We start from the raw sequence: 21,770 nt of genomic DNA on the forward strand, positions 1-21,770 counted from the left end.
CCTGCATAGAATGGCAACACTTTGAAGCAGAATCAAATCAATCTCACAAATCTCGATAGAATGTTTGATGACCTCGAGGACCATCACTGGTCCGTTGCAACCGAGGTTTTCTCAGAGGATTTCTGTCTGGCGCTCGCCCAAGAGTGTCAAAATCTTCACGCTGCCGGAGCCCTGAACAAAGCCTCAATTGGACATTCAAACACAAAGACCGTGAACACCGAGATTCGCGGCGATTTCACTCTGTGGCTGGAGCAGGACACGGGCTCTGATTTGCAAAAGCAGTTCCTTGGCCAGCTGGAGGTTTTACGCCAAAAACTGAATGAGAATTTTTATTTGGGTCTCCAAAGATTTGAATCTCACTTTGCCCTGTATCCTCCCGGCGGAGGATATGATAAGCATATCGACAACCACCGCGGTTCCGGCGCAAGACGGATCACTTTCATCCTCTACCTCAATGCTCACTGGCAAAAAGGCGACGGAGGAGAACTGAGTTTGTACAGCCCCGAAGATGAAAACCTTCTGCTGGCACAAGTGCAGCCCCGCCTTGGAACTTTTGTCCTTTTCCGCAGCGATCTCTTTCCCCATCAGGTGGAAAAGAGTCATTCACCCCGGCTCAGTCTGACTGGCTGGTTTAGGAACGATGCATCATGAAGTCACTGTTTGCAGAAGTTGTTTTCACTCGTATTCATGCCCGCTTCACCGTTCTGTTGTGTTCTTTGGTTGCGGCGGTACTGGGCTTGATGGGGCCTTTCTTTCAGAAGGAATTCATCGACCAGCTGACCGGAGTCGAAAGCAAGCTGCACTTCATCCAGTTTGATCACACCCTGTCTTACATCATCGGTGCCTTCTTCTGTGTTTTGCTGGCCCAGGCTTTCTCGCAACTGACAAACTTTCTGAGCGTTCGCGAAGCCCTGCACATGCAAAAGGTCTTTGCCAAACGCCTTTACAATAAAACCCTGCATCTGCGTGTCGACACCATGAGCGGCCGCCCGGTGGGGGAAATCGTTTCCCTGTACGCCACCGACGTGCAAGGGGCCACGGTGTTTTTGGATCAGACCCTGCCCGCCGGTGCTTCCACGATCTTCCCGCTGATTCTGGCGCCGTTTGCAATTTCCTTGCTGTTTGATATTCCACTGTGGCCGACGGTGCTGCTGATGCTGGGGATTTCCTGCCTGAACACCTTCATGGCGTTTCGTCAGTCGAAGTTCTTTTTCAATTTCAAACAACTGGCGGCAGAACGTATTGGCCTGGTGAATGAGTGGATTCAGAACATCCGCACCATCCGCATTTTAAGCTGGACCCATCACTTTGAAAGCAACATCTTCGCCAAACGCGAGATCGAAACCAGCAACCGTGTTTCCATGGTCACCAATGGCCAGATGATGAACTCGATTTCCACTTCCATCACGTTCTTCCTGAATGTGGTGGCATTGGCAACTTTGGTGTTTTACTCCAAACACACCCTGACCAGCGGTGAGCTTTTGGCGTTGCTTTGGATTGTGGCGGTGTTCCTGACCCGTCCCTTCCGTCAGATGCCGTGGTTCTTTACTTTTGCCTTTGATTCCTGGACATCGCTGCGCCGTCTGGAAGAATTCTTCTCGACCCAAAACAATGAAACCGCGGAAAACTCCCAGGAACGTCGTCAAGCGGAACTGGCTGACAAATATGCCCTGCAGGTGCGCGGCTTAAATCTAACGGTAGCACAAAGAAAAATTCTTAGAAATGTGGATCTGGATATTGCCCACGGGGAATTTGTCGCCGTGGTCGGCGAAGTGGGCGCCGGTAAATCCATGCTGCTTTTATCATTGCTGAAAGAAACCGGAGCCCACTTTGACTTCTATCACCTGGGTGGCAAAAACGCCCTGAATGTTCCAGTTGATGAAGTTCGTGCGCACTTTGCCTATGTCCCGCAGGAAGGCTTTATCATGAACGCCACCTTGCGCGAAAACGTGGCCTTCTTATACGACATTGAAGCGGAGCGGGACCCGATGGTGGAAGAATCCTTGCGTCTGGCGCAGTTTGATCTGGACACCGAGCGTGTGGAAAAAGGCCTTAACACCGAGATCGGTGAGCGCGGCGTGAATCTTTCCGGCGGCCAAAAACAGCGTGTGGGACTGGCGCGTGTGCACTATCACGAAGCACCGATCATGCTGCTGGATGACTGCCTCAGTGCCGTGGATGTCGACACTGAACATAAATTATTTGAACAACTTCTGCTGGGTGCCTGGGCGGACCGCACCCGTCTATTGGTGACTCACCGTCTCAGCGCGCTTCATCGAGTGGACCGTATTTTGTTCATGGAAGACGGTCAGATAATTGATTCGGGCACTTATGAAGAACTGCTGTCGCGCAACGAAAAATTCCGCGAATACACGACCAGCGTTGCCAAAGAAGCCACTGAAAAAGAATCCGCAAAGAAGGCGGAGGTGTCTCATGTCTAGTGCTCCAATCAAAGCCAAATACCTCAGCGATGGCGACACCAAAAAAGACGGCGGCTATAACAAGACCATTTTCGAAACCCTGAAGTTTGCCTACAGCCCGTTCTTCACCCGCATCATTCTTTGTCTGATTCTGGGGATCACCGGGCGCGGCTTGCTTTTGGCCAACACCAACGTGATCGGCTATTGGGTTGACACCATTGTCGGCAAAGAAAACATTCTGTCAGGCTTAAGCTCCGCCCAGTTGATCACCCTGCTGGCGGTGATGGCGGTGACAGGCTTCGTTCTGACCATGACCTTCCGGGTGAGCTTCTCGCGCCTGTCGGCCCAGGCGATTTCTTCATTCTATGATGAGGTGACTCTGCGCACATCCCGTCTGCCGATGAGTTTTTTTGACAACACTCCGGCCGGACGAATCATCACGCGTTTTTCCAGTGACTATGGCAACGTCTTCCGTCTGTTCGGGGGACCTTTGGCCGAATTTATTTCGATCATCTTTGATCTGACCATGATGATCATTCTGATCACCGTGGCCAATCCGGTGTATCTGATCTTCGTGGTCTTTATCGCCTTGATGAACTATCTGATTTACAAACTGAATCAGGAAAAACTGCGCACGGCCCGTCGCGAACTGTCGGCCAGCCGCTCGCCCAGCATCGCGCACTTTGCAGAAACCACTCAAGGGGCCAGCACCATTCGCTCATTCCGCCGTCAGCAGTCCTTCAGTGAACGGTTTGAACGCCTGGACAGCCACTTCCTGACGCAAAAAATGGACACCACAAAAAGCCTGCTGAGCTTTTCCCTGCAGATGAACAGCCTGACCGCCCTGCTGCTTTTGGTGACGGGTGTGTCGGCTTACTTTATGATCGAAAAAGGCTGGGCGACGGTGGGTTCCGTGGGTGTGGCCTTTGCCTTTATCGCGCTTTCCGGAAACACCGTGCAGATGTTCTTTGAATGGTTGACCCAGTTTGAAGAAGCCATGATCGGCGTTGAGCGTCTGGATCAGTACATGCGCATGAACATCGAACAAGGCAGCTTGCTGCCTTCCAGTGCCACTTTTGCGACGGGCCATCCGACTTATTCCCCGAGCGTGGAAAAATATCTTTCCACCCGCCGCCTGACCGAAGAACGCAATGCCTCAGTGCAAGTGCAGGATGTGTGGTTCCGCTATCGCGAAGACCTTCCCTGGGTCCTGAAAGGTGTCAATTTTGACGTTAAAGCCGGCGAACGCCTGGGCATCGTGGGACGCACCGGGTCCGGCAAATCCAGTCTGATCCAAGCCCTGTTCTATCTGTACCCGATCGACAAAGGACAGATCGCCATCAACACGCATCAGCCTAAACTGACTGCGGCTGCCAACGGCGTCGACCTGAATCTGTATCGTAAATCCATGGCCTTTATTTCCCAGGAACCCATTCTGTTCCAGGGAACTTTGCGCTTTAACCTGGACATCGAAGGCACCCTGACCGAAGAAAAACTTCTTTCTGTTTTGGCACAGGTGGGCTTGCGTGACTGGGTGCTGGCTCAGCCCGGCGGCTTGGACATGCGCATTGAAGAACGAGGCAAGAACCTGTCACTGGGGGAACGTCAGCTTCTGTGCATGGCGCGCTGCCTGCTGCAACAGGCCCCGATTGTTATCATGGATGAGGCCACCAGCTCGGTGGATCCGCAGTCTGAAGAAATCATGGTCCGCGCGACAGAAGAGTTCTTCTCGGATCGCACCCAGATCATCATTGCCCACCGTCTGTCGACACTGGCAAAGTGTGATCGAATCTTATGGTTACAGAATGGCGAGATCAAAGCTTTGGGACCGACATCCGAAGTGCTGCCTCGCTTTAAAAATACAGAACTGGTCTAACAATTAGGGTTGCCCCTGCCGATGATAAGGGGTATTTCATCGGGCAAAGCATAATTCTTAAACTGGTGGGGCGACATGGACAGCAACAACAACCAGAACAACATCGAAGTCCAGGATCAAGACACAGTTCTCAGTCTGTCTGAGAGCTGGTCTGCCCTTAGTCCGGCTGAACGCCGTGAAAAATTCAAAGACCTGCCCCGCACCGAAGCCGAAGAGCTTTTCCTCAGTCTTAAGACCCACGATCAGGCCGAACTGATCGAAGAAGCGACTCATCTTGAAAAAAGATCCTGGATCCGCCTGCTGGCCCCCGATGACGTGGCCGATTTGATCCAGGAAATGGGTGGCGATCACCGCGAGGACATTCTGTCTTTGCTGGACCCTCAGACCAAACGCGAAGTCACGGCTCTGCTGGCTTACGCAGAAGACGCCGCCGGGGGCTTGATGAGTTCCCGTTTCGTGCGTCTGCGCCCTGACATGAGCGTGGATGAAGCCATCAGCTACATCCGCATTCAGGCGAAAACCCACGTTGAAACGATTTATTACGCTTACGTTTTGGACTCGGACCAGAAGCTTCTGGGTGTGGTTTCTTTCCGTGAGTTGTTCCAGTCTTCTCCGGAAAAGAAAATTGCCGAGATCATGCACACGGATGTTCTGAAAGTTCCCGTTGAAATGGACCAGGAACAAATCGGTCGCATTTTCTCGCAACAGGATCTGATGGCCGTCCCGGTTGTCGATGAAAACGGTATCATGAAAGGTATCGTTACGTTCGATGACGTGGCCACGGCCATTCAGGAAGAAGCGACGGAAGATATCCATAAAATCGGGGGTGTTGAATCCCTGGATGCTCCGTACCTGAAGATCTCGATGCTGGAGATGTTAAAAAAGCGCGGTGGCTGGCTGATGATCCTCTTCCTGGGGGAAATGTTCACGGCGACTGCCATGGCGTTCTTCGAGGACGAACTGTCCAAAGCTGTGGTGCTTTCCATGTTTATTCCTTTGATTATCAGCTCGGGTGGTAACTCGGGTTCTCAGGCCTCCACTTTGATTATTCGTGCGATTGCCCTGCGCGAAGTGCGTTTGCGTGACTGGTGGCGTGTTCTGGGTCGGGAGATCATGACCGGGGCCTGCCTGGGTCTGGTGCTGGGGGCAATTGGTTTTATTCGAATCATGCTGTGGCCGAATCGTGAAACCCTGTACACCGCCCACTACATGCAAGTGGGTCTGACGGTTGCAGCCAGCGTCGTGGGCGTCGTATTGTGGGGAACTATTTCAGGCTCTATGCTTCCATTCATCCTGAAAAAAGTCGGCTTTGACCCCGCTTCCGCATCCGCCCCGGCCGTTGCCACGCTGGTCGACGTCACAGGTTTGGTGATTTACTTCACCGCCGCCTCCTTCTTCCTGTCAGGCATCCTGCTCTAAAAGGTTCCTGGTTCTTTTTCAGGCCCACAGCGCAGCAAAAATAGCAGCAAAAAAAAAGGGAGTCTTTCGACTCCCTTTTTATTTCTTATTTTTCACCACTCACTAAGTCTTGATTAAACCGCTGGTCCAATCTCGAATCATAGCCAGAGTTCCGGTTCGGGCATTTTCGAATGCCACCCCGTAGGCTTTGTTTTCTTCGCACCACACGACTTGCCCCTGCACCTCGATGACTTCGTGGCCATCCGGGCTTTGGATACGCATAGTGACGATACCGCCTTTTTCCAGAGCCTGATCCGTATTGAAGGACAGACCACCCTGGGAAATCGTGTTCACAGAACCCACCAGTTCACGGTCACCGACCTGAACGCGGATTTCAGAACTCATCTTGAAGCGCTCGTGTTTGCGGCGCGCTTTCGGATCACGGGCACGCAGAACCTGCCACAAGATCAAAGGCACCATCAACAATCCAAACACCACACCCGCAGCACCGCCGCCGGCGCCGCCCTGACCAGAGCCAGGGCCCTGGCTGACCACAGAGCGAACCAGACCACAACCGCCGCCGCCAGCAGCTCCATCAGAAGCGACACTTCGTTCTGACAGATAAGACGGTTTGTACGAAGGCTGGGAGGCCATTGTCGATGCCATGCTTTGCGCCCCGTTTAGCAGACTTAAAGCATCAATACGCGCACTGGAAGAAACAACTCCGTTCAGGGAATACACCTGATCTGCGGACTGCAATACCAGTTGTTTGATCTGATAACCGGAAAGACTTGTAGCTTCACGCAAAGCCAAAGCCGCCATGCCGGCCACAAACGGAGCAGCCATACTGGTTCCGGACATTTTCATCGTATCGTTCCCTGGAACGGTACTTTCAATGTATTCACCCGGACTGCCAATATGAACCGTGTAGCTGCCATAGTTCGAGAAGCCCGAGCGGTCATCCCACTTGGACGTCGAAGCCACCGCGATGTTGCTTGGAACATCGTAGTTGGCCGGATACATCGGAGCTGAGTCATTGTTGCTGCCATAGTTCCCGGCGGCAGAGACCACCAGCACATGATGGTCATACGCATAAGTGATCGCATCGTGCAAAGAGCGACTGTAACTTGAACCACCCCAGGAGTTGTTGATCACGCGCGCGCCGTTGTTTACTGCATAATAGATCGCTTTGATGGCATTGGCCGTGGAGCCCGAGCCCCCTGCCCCCAGGAATTTCAAAGGCATGATCTGGATTTTGGATTCAGCCAGAGGACGGGCAAAGATGTTCTGCCCGGCTCCAACGACAATCCCCGCCACGTGGGTTCCGTGGTCATCATCGTCATAGAAATTTCCGGTGTTGGAAATAAAGTTCCAGCCGTTGATGTCATCTACATAACCGTTCTGGTCATCATCCACGCCCGGAGTTCCGTTGGCTTCAATCTGATTGATCCACAGGGCTCCGGTACCGCCGGAGCTGTAAGGCTTAAATACGTCATGGGCCTTGTCCAGCCCCGTATCCACCACCGCCACGATCACCTTGCCGTGCGAGGAGTCCAAAGGAGACTGATAAGCCCAGGAATCAGCAACCCGAGTATCGGCTGTGGACTGGGAATAAACCGAAGGATTGGAAGAAACATAGCCTGAGGCCACGACGTCTTCATAGGACAGACGCTCTACAGGACCGTTGGGTTCAATCTCGTTCTTCTTCAAAACAAAGTTGGGCTCAATATACTCAACGTCCGGATCGTTTTTCAAAGCCTCAAACAGGGCCTTTTCGTCCATGTCAGACTTCATGGAAACCTGGAAAACACCCAAGCCCGGGAAGGCAGCCTTAAAATTGGCTTTCCCCTGCAGCTTGTTCTGCGCCAATCCAGGTCCTCCGGAAGAGGCCTTGAACTTGATCAGATACTCGCCAGGAACCACTTCAGGAGCTGACTGCGCCCCCGCATTCCACCCAATCAGAATCAATGAAATAAAAAGACCTCTTAGAATCGGCGTCACCGGTTCTCCTTTTCCACTCAGTTACTATTCGGCCGGAAGTCGAGGAGGATTTAGACAAATTATTTTTATTCTGTGCCTCACAGTGAGACAGCGTCAGAACTTGAAGACAGCGGGCTTAGCTGATATCTATTTAATGCCGATAGGTCATCAGAGAACAGGACATCTAGCTATGAAACAACTACAGAAGATCTTCTTGCAGGGCCTCGTTACATTTTTGCCGATCGCACTGACAATCTATATCATTTACGCCGGCGTCGCGATTGTAGACAGTTTCCTTGGGGACGCTCTTCGCCAGATTCTGCCTATTTATATCCCGGGATTGGGCTTCCTGATCACGATTGTTCTGATCCTGCTGCTGGGGCTGATGCTGAACAACCTACTGGCAGGCGGTATCTTCCAGAAGCTGGAACAAAAGCTGACCAAAGTTCCTTTTATCAAAGCCATTTACAGCCCCCTGCGTGACCTGATGAATTTGTTTTCCAAAGGTGGCGGCCCGGGCGGTCTGCAGAAAGTTGTTCTGGTGGATATTGGTGAGGGCGAAAATCCGATCCGTGCCATGGGCCTTGTGACCCGTGAAAGCTTCAAAGACGTTCCTGCCATTGAACAAAATGCCGGGGACCGTGTCGCTGTTTATATTCCTATGAGTTATGGTTTGGGTGGATTCACTTTGATGATTCCAAGAAATCGCATCACTCCGCTGGATATGCCGATTGAGAAAGCCATGAGTCTTGCCATCACCGGCTGGGTGAAGGCCGACAAAAACGAAGGCGAGAAAAAGTAATGTCTGATTCTTCTGAAAACACCCTGAGCAAAGCCCGTCGTATCAATCAGGACACCAGTCGTTATGGTGTGTTTGCGGAAATCGGCGCGGGTCAGGAGGTGGCCCGCCACTTCTTCCAGGCCGGTAAAGCGTCCCAGACTATTGCGAAAACCATTTCCGCTTATGACATGGTTGTCAGCGATGACATTTACGGCCGGGAAAAAAACGGCCGCTATGTGTGCGAGTCCCGTCTGAACAAGATGCTGACGCATGAATTTGATCTGCTGGTGGACCGTCTGAGTCCGACCCGTGGCGCACATTCACGCTTCTTTGCCATTGCGAACACGGTGGCCACAGCCTCTTCGAACAGCAACAAGCAGTCCCACGGCTGGATGGGTGTCCGTTTTCAATCCGAACCCGGCGGCCCTTCGAATGATATTATCCTCCATGTGCGCATGCTGGACCGCCATCGCCTGCAGCAACAGGAGGCCTTGGGCATCCTTGGTGTGAACCTATTGAACTGCGCTTTCTATCACCTGGCAAAAAGCGAAGACTTTATCACCGAACTGGTGGACGGTCTGAAAGATGATCAGATCGTGATTGATGTGATCAAATTCAGCGGCCCTGATGTGAAGCACTTCGACAATCGCCTGATGAATCTGGAGCTGGTGCATCGTGGCCTTGCAGAGGCCATCTTGTTCTCTCCACAAAATGAAATTCTGAACATCTCTGATGCGATTTACGGAAAATCTCTGTTACTTCAACGTGGAACCTTCAGACCTGTGACTGTCACACATCTGGATGTCCTGCAAAAAGGCCTGCAGCAAATCAAAGACGACGTGCAAAAATCCGAAGGTAAAGACCTTGAAGTTCTGCCTTTGATGGAACTGACCATGCACAATCTGACTGCCGATGGGCACGTGAACGAAAAAGATTTCCTGGCCAGAGTTGAAACTTTAACCAGTCAGGGTCTGCATGTTCTGATTTCCAATTTCTTCCTGTTCTATGGACTCAAGCGCTTTATCCGTCGCTATAATCCGCACTTCATGGCTTTGGTTGTGGGTGCCAGCCACCTGAACAAGCTTTTCACCGAAGAGCACTACAAGGATCTGGATGGCGGCCTGCTGGAAGGTCTTGGAAAACTGCTGGAGCAGAAGACCAAACTGTATATTTATCCCCACAAAACACCGAACCTGTGCCTGACGGCGAAGAGCTTCTTCCCCTCCCCGCACTTGCGCCACATCTATTCTTATTTCATCGAAAATCAGCAGATCGTCGATATTTCCGGCTGCGATGAAACTGGCGACTATTTGCACTCTGCAGATGTGATGAAGATGATTGAATCGGGCGATTCCAAGTGGGAGCAACTGGTCCCGCCAAGCGCTCGCGATTTGATCAAATCCAAAAAGTTGTTTGGGTTGAAGTAGATCCCCCATGAGGAGATCTACTTCGCAATCGTCTTTTCAATCTTTTCAAGACGCTTGTTCATTTCCTCGTTCATGCGTTCCAGCTTTCTGATCTTAAGGTCTTTGGCGGCATTCTCAGCTTTCAAAAACTCTACCGTTTCTATATCCGCTTTCGAGGCAATTTGACGGGCTTGAATCTCATTGGCAGCCTTAACGTCTATAAGATCGCGATAAAGTTCCTGAACAGCTTTAATAAGTGGAGCGATCAGCTCCGTGTACCTGACACTGTAACTGTCGCTGTCTTCGTTGTGGGTCACAATCACATCACTGGACTCACCCTTAGCTTTGGCAATAGCCAGCTCTGCTTCCTGAGCAATGACTCCGTAATGCTCTGTAGCTCCTTGTTTTTCATCTATCCAGGTCCATGAAACAGGACGTAGAGAGTTAACAAAATCCAGTCCAAGATCAGAGTCTTTTACATTCTTTTTCAAACGAGCGTCGGAACTCACATCAGGGGCATTTGAGAGATAGATATTGTTCCATCTTAGCGTGCTGGATCCGATGTTCTTTGATGCCGTTATATCTGGAGTGATGTTACCAGCAACTTGCAGCTTCGAAGTTGGACCTGTAACACCAATACCAACATTTCCGACCGAGTCGACCCTTAGGCGCTCTGCGCCATTCGTAGTGACCCCAAGAGTCGCTGTATTTGGAAAAAAGAGTCCCGCAGCAGAGCTTGATCCAATGGCATGCTCCAAAGCCGTACCATTGGGTAGAGTAATTGGAGTAGAATAGTAAGCACTCCACGGCGTGAAGCCGACAGCAAGAGTGCCATCTGTAATCACCCCGACTCCTTCACCACCATAGTGATACAATCCTGTATCAGAGTTGGCAGAAAACGAGATTGAAGGAACAGCCAGGCTTCCGTCGGCCACGCGTAAACCTCCTGCAACTTCAAGCTTTGCACTTGGGGTGATTGTCCCGATACCAACGTTTCCAGTGTCAAATTTCCCGAACATCAAAGGGGTTTTGGCTGTCATGGAATTATTGGCAATAATAAACGTATTCGATCTCTGGCCTCCATCAACGCCGGCCTTGTAGCCAAGGAAGACATTCCCATTCCCCGCCGTCAAACCTCCCGTATTTGCATTGTAACCGGCCTGGAAACCCAGCGACACCCCATAGCGAGACGCGTGAGCTTGAGCACCAACCCCAACAGCTTCTGACGTAGAGTTAGAATTCCATCCGATGGAAACACCACTCGCCGCTCCGTTGGCAAAATAACCCACTGCGGTCCCTTGGAAGTTGCCGTCCGCAGAATCCCCGACGGCGACCCCTGACGTCGGGGCATAAGAAGCATGACCGACAGCGACCCCGTTGGTAGCGCCATCTGCATACAAACCCACAGATGTGTTATCCGCAGCAAGAGTCAAGTTGGGAACTGTAGCACCCCAACCCGAGGAGATGTCCTTACAGTTTGCCCCGGCCTCATCACAAATCTCTGTCGCGCGAATGATGCCGTTCACATCCAACTTAGATTGAGGCGTCGTCGTGCCAATGCCGACATTGCCCGCAGAATTGATCGCAAATTGGTTCGAAAAACCATTAGTCCCAAACCGTAAGCTTCCACCGATCTCTCGATTACTGAAGACCACATCATTTGAGACATAATCCAGCAAAAACCCGTCGTTCACACCGTCGCCAACAGTGGCATTGGTCAGTTGAACTCCTCCACCACTGACGTGAAGTTTTCTTTGTGGACTTGTTAATCCCACCCCCACGCTCCCCGTGGTGTAGTAGATATTACTTCCCGAAGTCGTCCATTGAGACCCTGCTGGTATCGGCGAGTTACAAACCAATGAGCTGGTCCCATCAGAAGTACACATGCTGTTGGCTGTGATACCCGCGACACCAATTAAAGGAACGGCACCTGAACCCGTGCCGGTGTTTTTCGTTCCCGCCGTCCCGATTCCCAAAGCGGTTTGAGCACCCGCTTGTGTGGTCGCACCAGTTCCGCCATTTGCAATAGACAAGGCAGTGCCCGACCAATTGCTGTTGTTCACCGTTCCAGAAGTTGCAAGAGAACTCAAAGTCATCCACCCCAAATTGCCGGAACCATCCACGGACATCACCTGATTGGCTGCGCCTTGAGCTGCGGGCAGACGCAGAACATAACTCGTTCCGATCACGGTATTCGGCCCCGTCAAAGTGGCCGTGTTCGCAGTGGTCCCCTTGTAAGAAGTTCCTTTTGTATTATCGAATGTCAAATTTCCGGTGACCGTGTCACCGGCCTTATTCACCGGAGTGTAACCCAAGGCCGTAGTAACATCCCCAATGACCAAAGCAGATCCACTGGTCACGCGGCCTTGAGCATCCGTTGTGACTTTCGTATAAGTCCCGGCTGTACCCGTCGCCTTCAGTGTTGGATTCGGATAAGTGCCGGTCAAATCTCCCCCCGCAGATCCAGATGAAGCATCGTTCACGCAAGAAAAGCTTGTTCCATTGAACGTGACATACTGATTTGCACCGCAGGTTGGGATGGTTTTATACTCCAGAGCGCTACCCGCCGCATTCATTCCCAGCAATTGATTAGCCGTACCTGCCGCGCTCAAGCCTGTACCACCTTTGGCCACAGGCAGAGTTCCCGTGACACCCGTGCCTGCAAGACTGAGTTGAATGTCCTGACACTCAAACTTGTCTGTGATCGACGACCAACCCATTGTTTGGCTGGCAGTACAACTTGCAACATTGAACGCGGAGCCGGTTCCCAAGCTGTCTTTCAGTTCTGACAGCTTCACATTGTGGGGAACCCAACCCGTTCCATTCACATACTTCAGGAATTTTTGATCATCGATCGCCAGAGCTTTCGCCACAGGGATCTCGTTGATTTTTACAACTTTCGGATTTGGCAAAGTTCCGCTTAGATCCTGCCCCAAACTGGTAGACTCCTGAAAAGCCCCCGTCGGAAAGGCCACCCATTGCAATTTACCAGCACCATCAGTTTGTAAAACCATGTTGGCGTTCGCCGCATTTGTCATCGCAGGCCATTCAAGACTGTAGCCAGCCCCGCCCGCGCGATAAGTGAAGGTTAAATAATTTGATCCATTCCAGATTTTTAGGTTTTGCCCGGCAAGATTCGTAGCCGAAACATTCGTGCTCTGCACATCCACAGTCAGGGTACCTGAAGTGATTTTACTCGCAGGTAGCGCCGGGATATCACTGTCAGCCAAGGTCGTCCCCGTCGTCACACGACCATATTTGTCAGTCGTAACTTTGGCATAAGTTCCTTGCGTATTAAGTTCTTCAAGATTCAGAGTGGCTGCTCCTGCGGTGGCACCTCCGGCCAGTCCGGCACCCGCCACGACGGAGGTGATAGTTCCGCCACCGGCAACAACGGGCTGCCACGAGGCGTTCGTTCCATCCGTTTGCAAATAATAGTTGGTCTTTCCGGTTTGAATGGGAAGCAGATTCTGCAAGGCCGCCATTGAGGTTGTGGCTCCCGTGCCCCCCTGGGACACGGGGACCGTGTAACCACTGTCCAAACTCTGAGCCACGACCGCCGTCAAAGCGCTGGTGGCAGTGACTGTTCCATCCGGATTTACGTTGGATAATAGATTTTCAAGTTTCGTCGTTTGCGCCAGCACCTTTTCAAGATTGATCTGTGTAACCCCTTTCCCCGGGTCCACCTGCAGGAAATCACTTTCCTCCTTACCATTCAAAGTTTCGGAATTCACGGCATAAGCCATCGCACGCATATTAAAGTCAGCAAGCACGGGGATGCCATTAACAGCCAAATCAATTCGAAATTTTCGAACTCCACTGCTTGCGCCAGGATTGAAACTTCCACTGACACGCCCGCCCCCGGCCTCTATGCATTTTAATCCGCTTCGAACCTTGGAATTATCCATAACCTCGGTCATCGTGAAACCAGGATCATCTCCATCCCTGACTCCCTGACCGATGACCAGATTGATGTAACCATTGACTATGTTGACGGAACTGAATTCTTCTTCTCGTAAAATACAATTGTTCGCAGACAGGACCAGTCCACGCACGCTGACACCTGCAACGGAAGGATAATCCCCGCTGGGAAGTCTGATCACCCCCTGGAAGCTGATGCCTTTGTGGGTTCCCCCCGCAGCCAGTGTGGATTGACCGACAAAACAGACTGCAATGGCACACCAATGAATGAATTTATTCATAGAACGCCCCTTCAATGACAACATTATTTGTCAGTACCTTTTGCTCGGAAATTTCGCCAAAGGCTCCGCGAACAATGACGCCACTGGCGGTCGTCACCACTTCGGAAGCCACAAAATCCGGCTCGACTCTTTGAGCATCCACAACTGAGTTTTTATTCAAGTCGATGATCGAAGCCTCGATTCCGCAGCCGACAAGAAAAGCTGCGGCGACCATCGCGGTAATACGTCTAAAGAAATCGGCCCTGCTGCAAACGTCCATAAGCCACCTCACATAAATGTATCGGAAAGGTATAAGTGGCAGCTAAGGCCTCAGCGCCAAAAAGCGCTCCCATGGCGCGTCTAGGGGGAGCGAAGGCCACTTTAGAACTCGTGCGCTCCCAATTCCCCACCGCTGGGAGCGGCATCAGAGGCCGATTCCAACAAAATAATGACATCGCCATAGGGCTTATCTATAAAAGATGTAATGTCGCCTCATTTGATTTTAAAAAGAATTATTAAAGAGAAACAGTCCCACAATCCTCGTGTGTCGCTGCGACGAATCGCTGCAAGGATGGGGATCTCTTCCGGACGGCTGTCTGAGATTCTCAGTGAGAAGCGCCCTCTCACAGCCTATTACGCCGACAAGTTTTGTGCCGCACTGAATCTTCCAGATTCAGATATCAGTGCACTGAAAAGATCCCTGGCGGCACCGAAGGACAAACAAACCTTTGGGCCGGTTTTAGAAGAGCACGTTGTTGAAAAGCTCGCTGACTGGAAACCCTACGCCCTACTAAGCTTCTTCCAAACAACGATTTACGCTTCCCTTCGCCATCGACACCACACTCGCGAATCCCAAATTCAGGAGATATCAAAGCGCCTTAACATACCAACACAGGAACTGACCGTGTTGCTCGATGCCATGACTCAGACCGGACTGATCGAGTGGGATAACAACGCTTGGCGCCCGACTCATAATGAGGCCACGACCGGTTACGACATTCCCAGCCACGCACGAATGCAGGGCCTTATTGCCGACTTGCATCTGGCTCAAGAAAAAATCAAGAACATCAGTGTCCATGAACGGGATTTCAGTTCCATGACACTGACCATGGATCCCAAAGATATTCACAAAGCAAAAAAGCTGATCCGTGATTTCCGCAGGAACTTTGTGCGCGTCATGGAAAAGGGTTCTAAAAAAAGCGTTCATCAGATCAGCATCCAGTTCTTTCCCATTGTCAGCTCAGATACACCGTCAAAGGAGTCTCTATGAAAAGCCTGATTTTTATTTTATTGGCCTTTTCCAGCCAGTCCCTGGCCCTCGATTCCCGTCCACAAGGCTATGAAAGAGGCAATGGTGGATTTTTGATGACCTGCTCAAACCAGAGCTTTTTGGGAGCGGGCGTTTTCTCGGTGGATCATATCGAAGCCACCTATCTGCATGCATTGCCTGCCGCCGAATCTCTGAAGCTTTTGCGGGATGAAGTCGAAGTGGTTCGGTATATCCTGAACAAGCTGCACACCGTAAATCCAACCCGGGCGGAACTTTACACGCAATGGCTTCAGGAACTTTTGAGTTCCCGGGAGTTTGTAAAGAACTTTACCTTCATTCCCCTGCCCGACAGCAGCACCACGATGATTCCCGAGTACTGCAAACAGGAGCAGGCAGCCATCTTCATCACCACACCTGGGAAACCCAAACTGCGTTTCCTGTTCAATCAAAACCTGTGGGAACAAGCCTCCACCCTGGACCGAGCTTACCTGCTGCTGCACGAGCTGATCTACCGCGAAGCCCTGCTTGATGAAAACAACCACACCAATTCTGTCGCCGCGAGATACTTGAATGCCTGGCTTTTTCATTCAGTGGAAGACCTAAACCAACAGGATCTGCTGGAGCTGCTGCGTTCGCTGCATTTTTCGCGCGGCGACTATAATGGTGTGACGTTAAGACTTTTTGTGCGAACACCCTCGGGAAACCTCACTGGTGTTCGCCTGGCACCGATCATTTACTTCCCGGGTTCCAATAATATCCGCGTGGCTCCGCTGGCTGATTCCTTTACCGTTCGCATTGGCGAAGACATCTTCCACAGAGTCTGCAACGAAAGTTTTATAAACGAGAAGTTTCCAAGCTTTGTGGAGTTTTACCCTTCCGGAAAAATCAAAAAAATGGTGTTTCAGGCGACAGACGGAAACGTCCCCTACAGCTACACCCCGGGATATCTCAAGACCCAATGCTCTTTCAAAGGAAAGAACAAACTTGAATTTAATGAAAACGGGGAAATGACAAGTGCATCTTCGGTCCCTGAAACTCTGAGTGATGCTTATCTGGCGGACGTGGACTAGGAAACCTAAAAAAAATGGCAGACATCCTTTCAATGCCTGCCATTTTATCAATTATTTTCTTTATTTTTAGAATGTTTCGCAGCGGATGGAACCCACACAGTAGGATGGGTGCACCTGATCGCCACACTGTTTACGAGTATTGTATTCAGCCTCTATCAATGATTTCCCCTCCCCTTTGAAAGTTTTGCTGTACCCAGTATCGGTCAACACACAAACAGCACCTGCAATCGGACGATCCTGACGTGGATCAGAGCACTTCACCGCCCCTTGGCAGTAGCTGGAATGCACCGCTTTACCACAGGCTTCGCGAGCCGCCGCTTCCGCCTCAAGTTTTATGCGGCCTTTACCCAAAAAGACTTTGCTGTATCCGGTGTCGGTCACCATACAGGCCACCTCCGCGGCGACTGGCGGGTAAGGTTCCGGTCTTTGATTGTATTCCAGATTGGAAACGCGCTGGTTGATCTGACTGATGATGCCTTCCAGCTGATTCACACGGGTTTCAAGAATGCGGATGCGTTCCAAAGAACGTTCCTGACCTCGCTCTTGTGCGCCCGCGTTGTTGGCAAAAAGAAAACAGGCAGCTGACAGACCCAATACCAAAGAATTTCTAATAAGTGACATCATAAAGACCCCCAGGTGTTTTACCTCTTCGCCCCATCGAAGAAGGTGAAAACAACTAGAGCAAGATCAAGGCCAAAGAATTTGGTGTCAGAGTGACCCTAAGGGAAGAGCCAAGTGGTTACATCGACAGGAGATCCCCACATGCGGAAGACACTGTCGTTGGCAGTTCCCCCGTAGCGATTGCTACCCCAGCACTTCAGGGCCTGGCTTGAAGTTACCCCACACATGCTTACACCTGGAGCCCCCAAAGAGACATAAGGCTCTGTATCTGAAATCAATTGAGGAGTTGTTGCAGAAACATTGTTGTTACCCAACGTGCCCGTCAACACACCGTACGGACTGTTGGTGCCCCAACACATTACACGACTATCAGTGGTCCGAATGGCACAGCCGGCATTGCTGCCTGCCTTTACAGAGTCAAACTTGGTTCCGGAAGCCACAAGCTGGGGCGCCGTATAGTTTGTCGTATTGCCAAGACCCAATCTGTAATAGTCACCTTTACCCCAGCAGTAAAGATCCTTGGCTTCGCTGATGGCGCAAACAGAGTCACCGCCCCCCAGTGAAACATCAATAAACTTTGTTCCACCCATAACGACTTGTGGCAGATTGTAGCTGTAAGTACCCGTCCCGACTCCCACAGCACCATAGAAGTTGTAACCCCAACATTTCAAGACACCGGTTGTGGTGATCCCACAGGTGTTCCAGCCCGCCAAAGCCACTTTACTATATGATACACCGGTATCCACTTCCACCGGAGTCGAATAGTCTGACACAGCCGTTCCGACACCTATTGCACCGTTGGAATTTGAACCCCAGCACTTTAAAGTATCGCCCGTGGTGATCCCACAAGAATGAGTCGTGCCCACAGCAATGCTTTTGTATGTGACCGTGCCGTCGATCTTAACCGGTCGCAAGAAACCGGCACCGCTGCTGTTGACTCTGCCCCAGCAATAAATAAATCCATTATCGCGCAGTCCACAACTATACTGGCCCGAAGAAGACACCTCGGTATAAACCCGCCCGCGATCAATCACCACCGGGGACGTGCGCAGGATCTCGGTGCCATCACCGATTGAATACGCCGTACTGTATCCATCCCAACCGCCCCAACACTTCACCAGTCCTAATGAAGTGATCCCACAGGTCGCGGCAGGTCCCGTGGCCATTTTTGAATAGCTTTCACCCAAGTCAGAAAGGTTCGGCACCAGACGAATGTGATTGGCAGGGTCCGCCATGAAACCACGATTTATGTCCCCCCAGCATTTCAATCGTCCAGCCGAGGTCACTCCGCAAGTGGCATTGAATCCCGCGCTGACGGTGGTGAAGACGTCTCCACCCACAACCAGTGCAGGAACATTCGAGGAGTTATTGGTGACGTAGACACCATTCCCCAGCCCCCCCAGAGTATTCCAGTTATAAGTGTTATACCCCCAGCAACGCAGGCCACCACCCGTCATTTTTCCACAGGCGTGCATAGTTCCCATCGAGAGGTCGTCGTACTCATACCCGCCAGCGACCACGGTCGGCACCAGTCTTTCTGTCGTGCTTCCATCCCCCAATTGCCCATTGCTGTTATAGCCCCAGCAATAGATTAACTTGTCATCTTTCAGCGCACAGGTGCTTCGATTCGCGTAAGTTTTGACTTGGGTTCGCACCTTCACAAACCCCGTCCCAATCAGGACAGGCAGTGTCCGGTTCGTTTTCGTGCCATCACCCAACTCGCCCGCAGCGTTGATTCCCCAGCAGTACAACTCTTTGAGGGCATTAATTGCACAGGCATAACTGCTTCCGGCTGAAACTTCGGTAAAGTCAGAAGCCTGATCCAAGGTCAATCCCGGAACTGTGCGCTGGGGCCCCGTGGTTCCAATTCCCTGCTGACCGATACTATTATTACCCCAGCAGTAGACGTCGCCACTTTTGATTCCGCAGGTCATGTCATCGCCCGCTGACACAGAGGAAAAGCCACTACCAACAACAAAAGGAGTCGAGCGATGGGCCCAAAGACCATCCCCCAATTGGGAATAGGTATTGTATCCCCAGCACTTGACCTCGCCGGCCGAAGTCAAACCACAAGCATGTCGATTGCCGACAGAGACATCAACATACGTCGTTGCCGCATCAACACTGACAGGAAAATCACGGTCTTCTAGTGTACCGTCTCCCACCTGACCATAGGTGTTTGCTCCCCAGCATTTCAGTTTCCCAGAGGAGGTCACCACGCAGCGGTTTTCATTGCTGATTGCAACCTTCACCGCCGTATCCCGGGTGGTGTTATCCACGTCCTGGATCAACACACGGCTTTGATAGACATTCGAGAATCTGGCCGCCGGAGTATTTGCATAGTACAAATTCAACTGTGTGTATTTGTTCAGGCTGGATGAGTTATTGGCAAGAACCTGAAATGGCATCTCAACGCTGGTGGCACCTGCAGGGATGCGCACAGATCCCGAAAGAGGAATATCGTGATCCACTCCGGACACAGCCGTTCCTAAAGTACGATAGAACACATCGATATCGTACGGCTTGGTCACACTGAGGTTGAAAGTGATACTTTTTGCCGAAGCATCTGTCTCGCTAATGACCTGCTCTTTCTGACTTAACGAAATCGTCACGGCCGTATTGTCATAATAGAATTCAGCCGTCGGCGACACCGCCGTATTGGCATTACCCGCCAAATCCTGCACCATCGAGGCTTTTAAGAATATGGTTTTCACGCCCGTCGAAGGCGCCCCCGATGGAGTGAAATTCATCGTGTAAATCGCACCACTTCCTGCCAAAGACGACAAAGATCCCCCCGTGGCAGTAAAGTCGCCTATGGCGACGCCGGTCACGGGCTCACTGAATGTCACTGTCAAAGGTATTGGAGAATCAAAATTATAGTAACCCGCATCCGCCACTATCACCGCCGTCGGAGGTGTGATGTCATAGTTACTGGCCAGAGTATTTGCAGCCTGCGACAGATTTCCAGCAGCATCCAGGGCCGCATTTTCAGGAAGCGCAACACTGAACGGCCCTTCGCCGGAAGGGGTTACCGTCAGTGTGTAAGTGCTTCCACTGCCCGTCAGTGTCGCGGTGGCATTGACCAAAACAAAATCCGCCAGAGCCACGCCGGTCACATTTTCACTGAACGTCGCCGAGACTGTGACGGGGCTGATTTTGGTGTAACTGCCGACACCGGCCAGCACCACCGTGGGGCGAATGTTGTCGAACTGAACTGAAAGTGATGAGGCCGTGTTGTCTTTGCCTGCGCCATCAGTAAAGCTTCCCGCGGCGACAGACACGGTCACCACTCCCTGGGCCGTGGGTGTCACTTCGGCAGTCCAGTGCGTGCCATCCACGCTGCTAAAGTTACTGAGTGTTCCGTTGCTCACAGCAACGTCTGTCGCGGCGAATCCCGCTACGGCTTCACTTGCCGCGAATTGCACGACGAATGGAGAAACTCCCGTCGCCGTCCCCTGAAGAGATGTGATAGTCATGGTTGGAGCAAACAAATCATAATACCAAGTCAGCGTGTTGGAAGCCGCATTCGGATTGCCAGCCACGTCAGTCACAGCTGCTGCTGGCAACTGGACTGTGACTTCACCTTCAGCCGCCGCCGTGACTGTGAAGGTACGACTTGTGCCACTGCCAGCAAATGCGCTGATGGTTCCGTTCGTCACAATGAACGAGCTTTGTGACAACCCCGTCATCACTTCGCTGGAGCTCAAAGTCACAACCACACTGGCTTGGGTCGTGGGACTGACTTCGGTCTTTGCCAATGTCACCGTCGGGCCCGTCACATCATACACCCGATAAAGAGTGTTTGAAGCCAGGGAAGGATTGGACGAACCATCCACCGCGGCACTGTCATTCACCTGAACAGAAAATGTTCCCGGCACAATCGCCGTCAAAGTGAAACTGTAACTGTCTCCGCTGCCAGCAAAACCCGATACAGTGGCGTTGGTCAGGTTCAGATCCGAAGCATCAAAACCACTCACGGAAGAACTGAATGACGCCGTCACAGTGATAGCCCCCGGGTTCACCGCCGAGGCCGCCAAACTGCTCAAGACCACCGTAGGGCGGTTGCTATTAAAGGCCACTGTAATTATGTTGGAAGCTAAATTCAAATTCCCAGCCAGATCGGATCGCAGGTCCGCTTGATAAAGCAAACCCACCGTGGTGTTCGAGGAATCGGGAACAACCTCCACCGTATAAACCCGGCCGCTGCCTGTCAGATTTGAAACGGTTCCATTACTTATCAGGAAATCACTCAAGGACGGTGCTTCGGCCATGTCTTCGTCAAAGACCACCTCCACCAACAGCGGTGATACATTCGTTGGATTCGCCCCCAAATACCCCAGCGTCACCTGTGGACGGGTTCTGTCACTGAAATAAGACAGACTGTTTGAGGCCTCATTCAGGACTTCGGAAAAACGCCCCTCGGCTTGGCCTTTCGGCAACACAATCGTCACATCCCCATCAGCCGTGGGCGCAACAACCAAAGTCCAGGTCTTCGCATCAACCTGCACCAAACTTGAAACAGTTCCGTTCGTCACATCAAAGTCAGCAAGTTCCAGCCCCAGAAGCTCTTCGGACAATTGCGCTGAAATTTCCCAAGAAGAGACGTTGGATCGCCCCAGTACCTGGGACGTCAGAACAACTTGAGGAGGTGTCTGGGAAATCAGAGATGCCAGCTTGCTTTTAAGCTCGGCAGAAATGGTACAGCCCGAAAACAACAGCGCCAAAACCGCAAACAAGGCTGCGGACCGCAAGCGCATCAATAGACTG

The 21,770-nt window shown here is 51.6% G+C and carries 13 protein-coding genes; 8 read left to right on the top strand and 5 right to left on the bottom strand.

Annotated features, from left to right (window positions below; all coding sequences use genetic code 11):
- Positions 1 to 21: 21 nt before the first annotated feature.
- From ACNQKP_RS09990 to mgtE, 4 genes are all read left to right on the top strand, one after another.
- Entirely contained in the window at positions 22 to 651 is a 630-nt protein-coding gene (locus ACNQKP_RS09990) for a 2OG-Fe(II) oxygenase (protein WP_417864535.1), read from the top strand.
- On the top strand, positions 648 to 2,441 hold the full coding sequence (locus ACNQKP_RS09995) for an ABC transporter ATP-binding protein (RefSeq protein WP_417864537.1): 1,794 nt from the start codon (positions 648 to 650) through the stop codon (positions 2,439 to 2,441). Before ACNQKP_RS09990 ends, ACNQKP_RS09995 begins: the two co-directional genes overlap by 4 nt.
- Positions 2,434 to 4,296, top strand: a complete 1,863-nt coding sequence (locus tag ACNQKP_RS10000) for an ABC transporter ATP-binding protein (protein WP_417864538.1) — start codon at positions 2,434 to 2,436, stop codon at positions 4,294 to 4,296. Before ACNQKP_RS09995 ends, ACNQKP_RS10000 begins: the two co-directional genes overlap by 8 nt.
- A 75-nt stretch (positions 4,297 to 4,371) precedes the next feature.
- Positions 4,372 to 5,715 carry a magnesium transporter gene (mgtE, locus tag ACNQKP_RS10005; RefSeq protein ID WP_088564802.1) on the top strand — a complete coding sequence of 448 codons (1,344 nt, stop codon included), beginning with the start codon at positions 4,372 to 4,374 and terminating at the stop codon, positions 5,713 to 5,715.
- A gap of 102 nt (positions 5,716 to 5,817) precedes the next feature.
- On the opposite strand, the gene ACNQKP_RS10010 is transcribed toward mgtE, so the two are convergent.
- Positions 5,818 to 7,695: a S8 family serine peptidase gene (locus ACNQKP_RS10010; protein ID WP_417864540.1), complete on the bottom strand. Its 1,878-nt coding sequence runs from the start codon at positions 7,693 to 7,695 to the stop codon at positions 5,818 to 5,820.
- Positions 7,696 to 7,864: 169 nt separating this feature from the next.
- Between ACNQKP_RS10010 and ACNQKP_RS10015 the strand changes: the two genes are divergently transcribed.
- Positions 7,865 to 8,476: a DUF502 domain-containing protein gene (locus ACNQKP_RS10015; protein ID WP_088564800.1), complete on the top strand. Its 612-nt coding sequence runs from the start codon at positions 7,865 to 7,867 to the stop codon at positions 8,474 to 8,476.
- Positions 8,476 to 9,882, top strand: a complete 1,407-nt coding sequence (locus ACNQKP_RS10020; protein WP_417864542.1) for a hypothetical protein — start codon at positions 8,476 to 8,478, stop codon at positions 9,880 to 9,882. The genes ACNQKP_RS10015 and ACNQKP_RS10020 overlap by 1 nt, the downstream gene beginning before the upstream one ends.
- A gap of 17 nt (positions 9,883 to 9,899) precedes the next feature.
- On the opposite strand, the gene ACNQKP_RS10025 is transcribed toward ACNQKP_RS10020, so the two are convergent.
- Both ACNQKP_RS10025 and ACNQKP_RS10030 read right to left on the bottom strand, forming a co-directional pair.
- Positions 9,900 to 14,063: a tail fiber domain-containing protein gene (locus tag ACNQKP_RS10025; RefSeq protein WP_417864544.1), complete on the bottom strand. Its 4,164-nt coding sequence runs from the start codon at positions 14,061 to 14,063 to the stop codon at positions 9,900 to 9,902.
- A complete protein-coding gene (locus tag ACNQKP_RS10030; RefSeq protein WP_417864546.1) occupies positions 14,056 to 14,322 on the bottom strand; it encodes a hypothetical protein in 267 nt (88 codons plus the stop codon). The genes ACNQKP_RS10025 and ACNQKP_RS10030 overlap by 8 nt, the downstream gene beginning before the upstream one ends.
- A gap of 216 nt (positions 14,323 to 14,538) precedes the next feature.
- On the opposite strand from ACNQKP_RS10030, the gene ACNQKP_RS10035 reads away from it, so the two are divergent.
- Positions 14,539 to 15,312, top strand: coding sequence for a TIGR02147 family protein (locus ACNQKP_RS10035; protein ID WP_417864547.1), 774 nt, complete (start codon positions 14,539 to 14,541; stop codon positions 15,310 to 15,312).
- Complete coding sequence (locus ACNQKP_RS10040; protein ID WP_417864549.1) at positions 15,309 to 16,382, top strand: hypothetical protein; 1,074 nt, start codon at positions 15,309 to 15,311, stop codon at positions 16,380 to 16,382. The genes ACNQKP_RS10035 and ACNQKP_RS10040 overlap by 4 nt, the downstream gene beginning before the upstream one ends.
- A 66-nt stretch (positions 16,383 to 16,448) precedes the next feature.
- On the opposite strand, the gene ACNQKP_RS10045 is transcribed toward ACNQKP_RS10040, so the two are convergent.
- Positions 16,449 to 17,006 carry a hypothetical protein gene (locus ACNQKP_RS10045; RefSeq protein WP_417864551.1) on the bottom strand — a complete coding sequence of 186 codons (558 nt, stop codon included), beginning with the start codon at positions 17,004 to 17,006 and terminating at the stop codon, positions 16,449 to 16,451.
- Between the two features lie 95 nt (positions 17,007 to 17,101).
- Positions 17,102 to 21,760, bottom strand: a complete 4,659-nt coding sequence (locus ACNQKP_RS10050; RefSeq protein WP_417864552.1) for an Ig-like domain-containing protein — start codon at positions 21,758 to 21,760, stop codon at positions 17,102 to 17,104.
- Between the last annotated feature and the right edge of the window lie 10 nt (positions 21,761 to 21,770).

It is taken from the genome of Bdellovibrio bacteriovorus, assembly GCF_048286975.1.
Lineage (GTDB): Bacteria > Bdellovibrionota > Bdellovibrionia > Bdellovibrionales > Bdellovibrionaceae > Bdellovibrio > Bdellovibrio bacteriovorus_H.

Excerpts from the sequence above, each read along its gene's own strand:
- ACNQKP_RS10030 (WP_417864546.1), bottom strand. The coding sequence starts at position 14,322 with ATGGACGTTTGCAGCAGGGCCGATTTCTTTAGACGTATTACCGCGATG.
- mgtE (WP_088564802.1), top strand. The coding sequence starts at position 4,372 with ATGGACAGCAACAACAACCAGAACAACATCGAAGTCCAGGATCAAGAC.
- ACNQKP_RS10050 (WP_417864552.1), bottom strand. The coding sequence starts at position 21,760 with ATGCGCTTGCGGTCCGCAGCCTTGTTTGCGGTTTTGGCGCTGTTGTTT.
- ACNQKP_RS10040 (WP_417864549.1), top strand. The coding sequence starts at position 15,309 with ATGAAAAGCCTGATTTTTATTTTATTGGCCTTTTCCAGCCAGTCCCTG.
- ACNQKP_RS10025 (WP_417864544.1), bottom strand. The coding sequence starts at position 14,063 with ATGAATAAATTCATTCATTGGTGTGCCATTGCAGTCTGTTTTGTCGGT.
- ACNQKP_RS09995 (WP_417864537.1), top strand. The coding sequence starts at position 648 with ATGAAGTCACTGTTTGCAGAAGTTGTTTTCACTCGTATTCATGCCCGC.
- ACNQKP_RS10000 (WP_417864538.1), top strand. The coding sequence starts at position 2,434 with ATGTCTAGTGCTCCAATCAAAGCCAAATACCTCAGCGATGGCGACACC.
- ACNQKP_RS10020 (WP_417864542.1), top strand. The coding sequence starts at position 8,476 with ATGTCTGATTCTTCTGAAAACACCCTGAGCAAAGCCCGTCGTATCAAT.
- ACNQKP_RS10015 (WP_088564800.1), top strand. The coding sequence starts at position 7,865 with ATGAAACAACTACAGAAGATCTTCTTGCAGGGCCTCGTTACATTTTTG.
- ACNQKP_RS10045 (WP_417864551.1), bottom strand. The coding sequence starts at position 17,006 with ATGATGTCACTTATTAGAAATTCTTTGGTATTGGGTCTGTCAGCTGCC.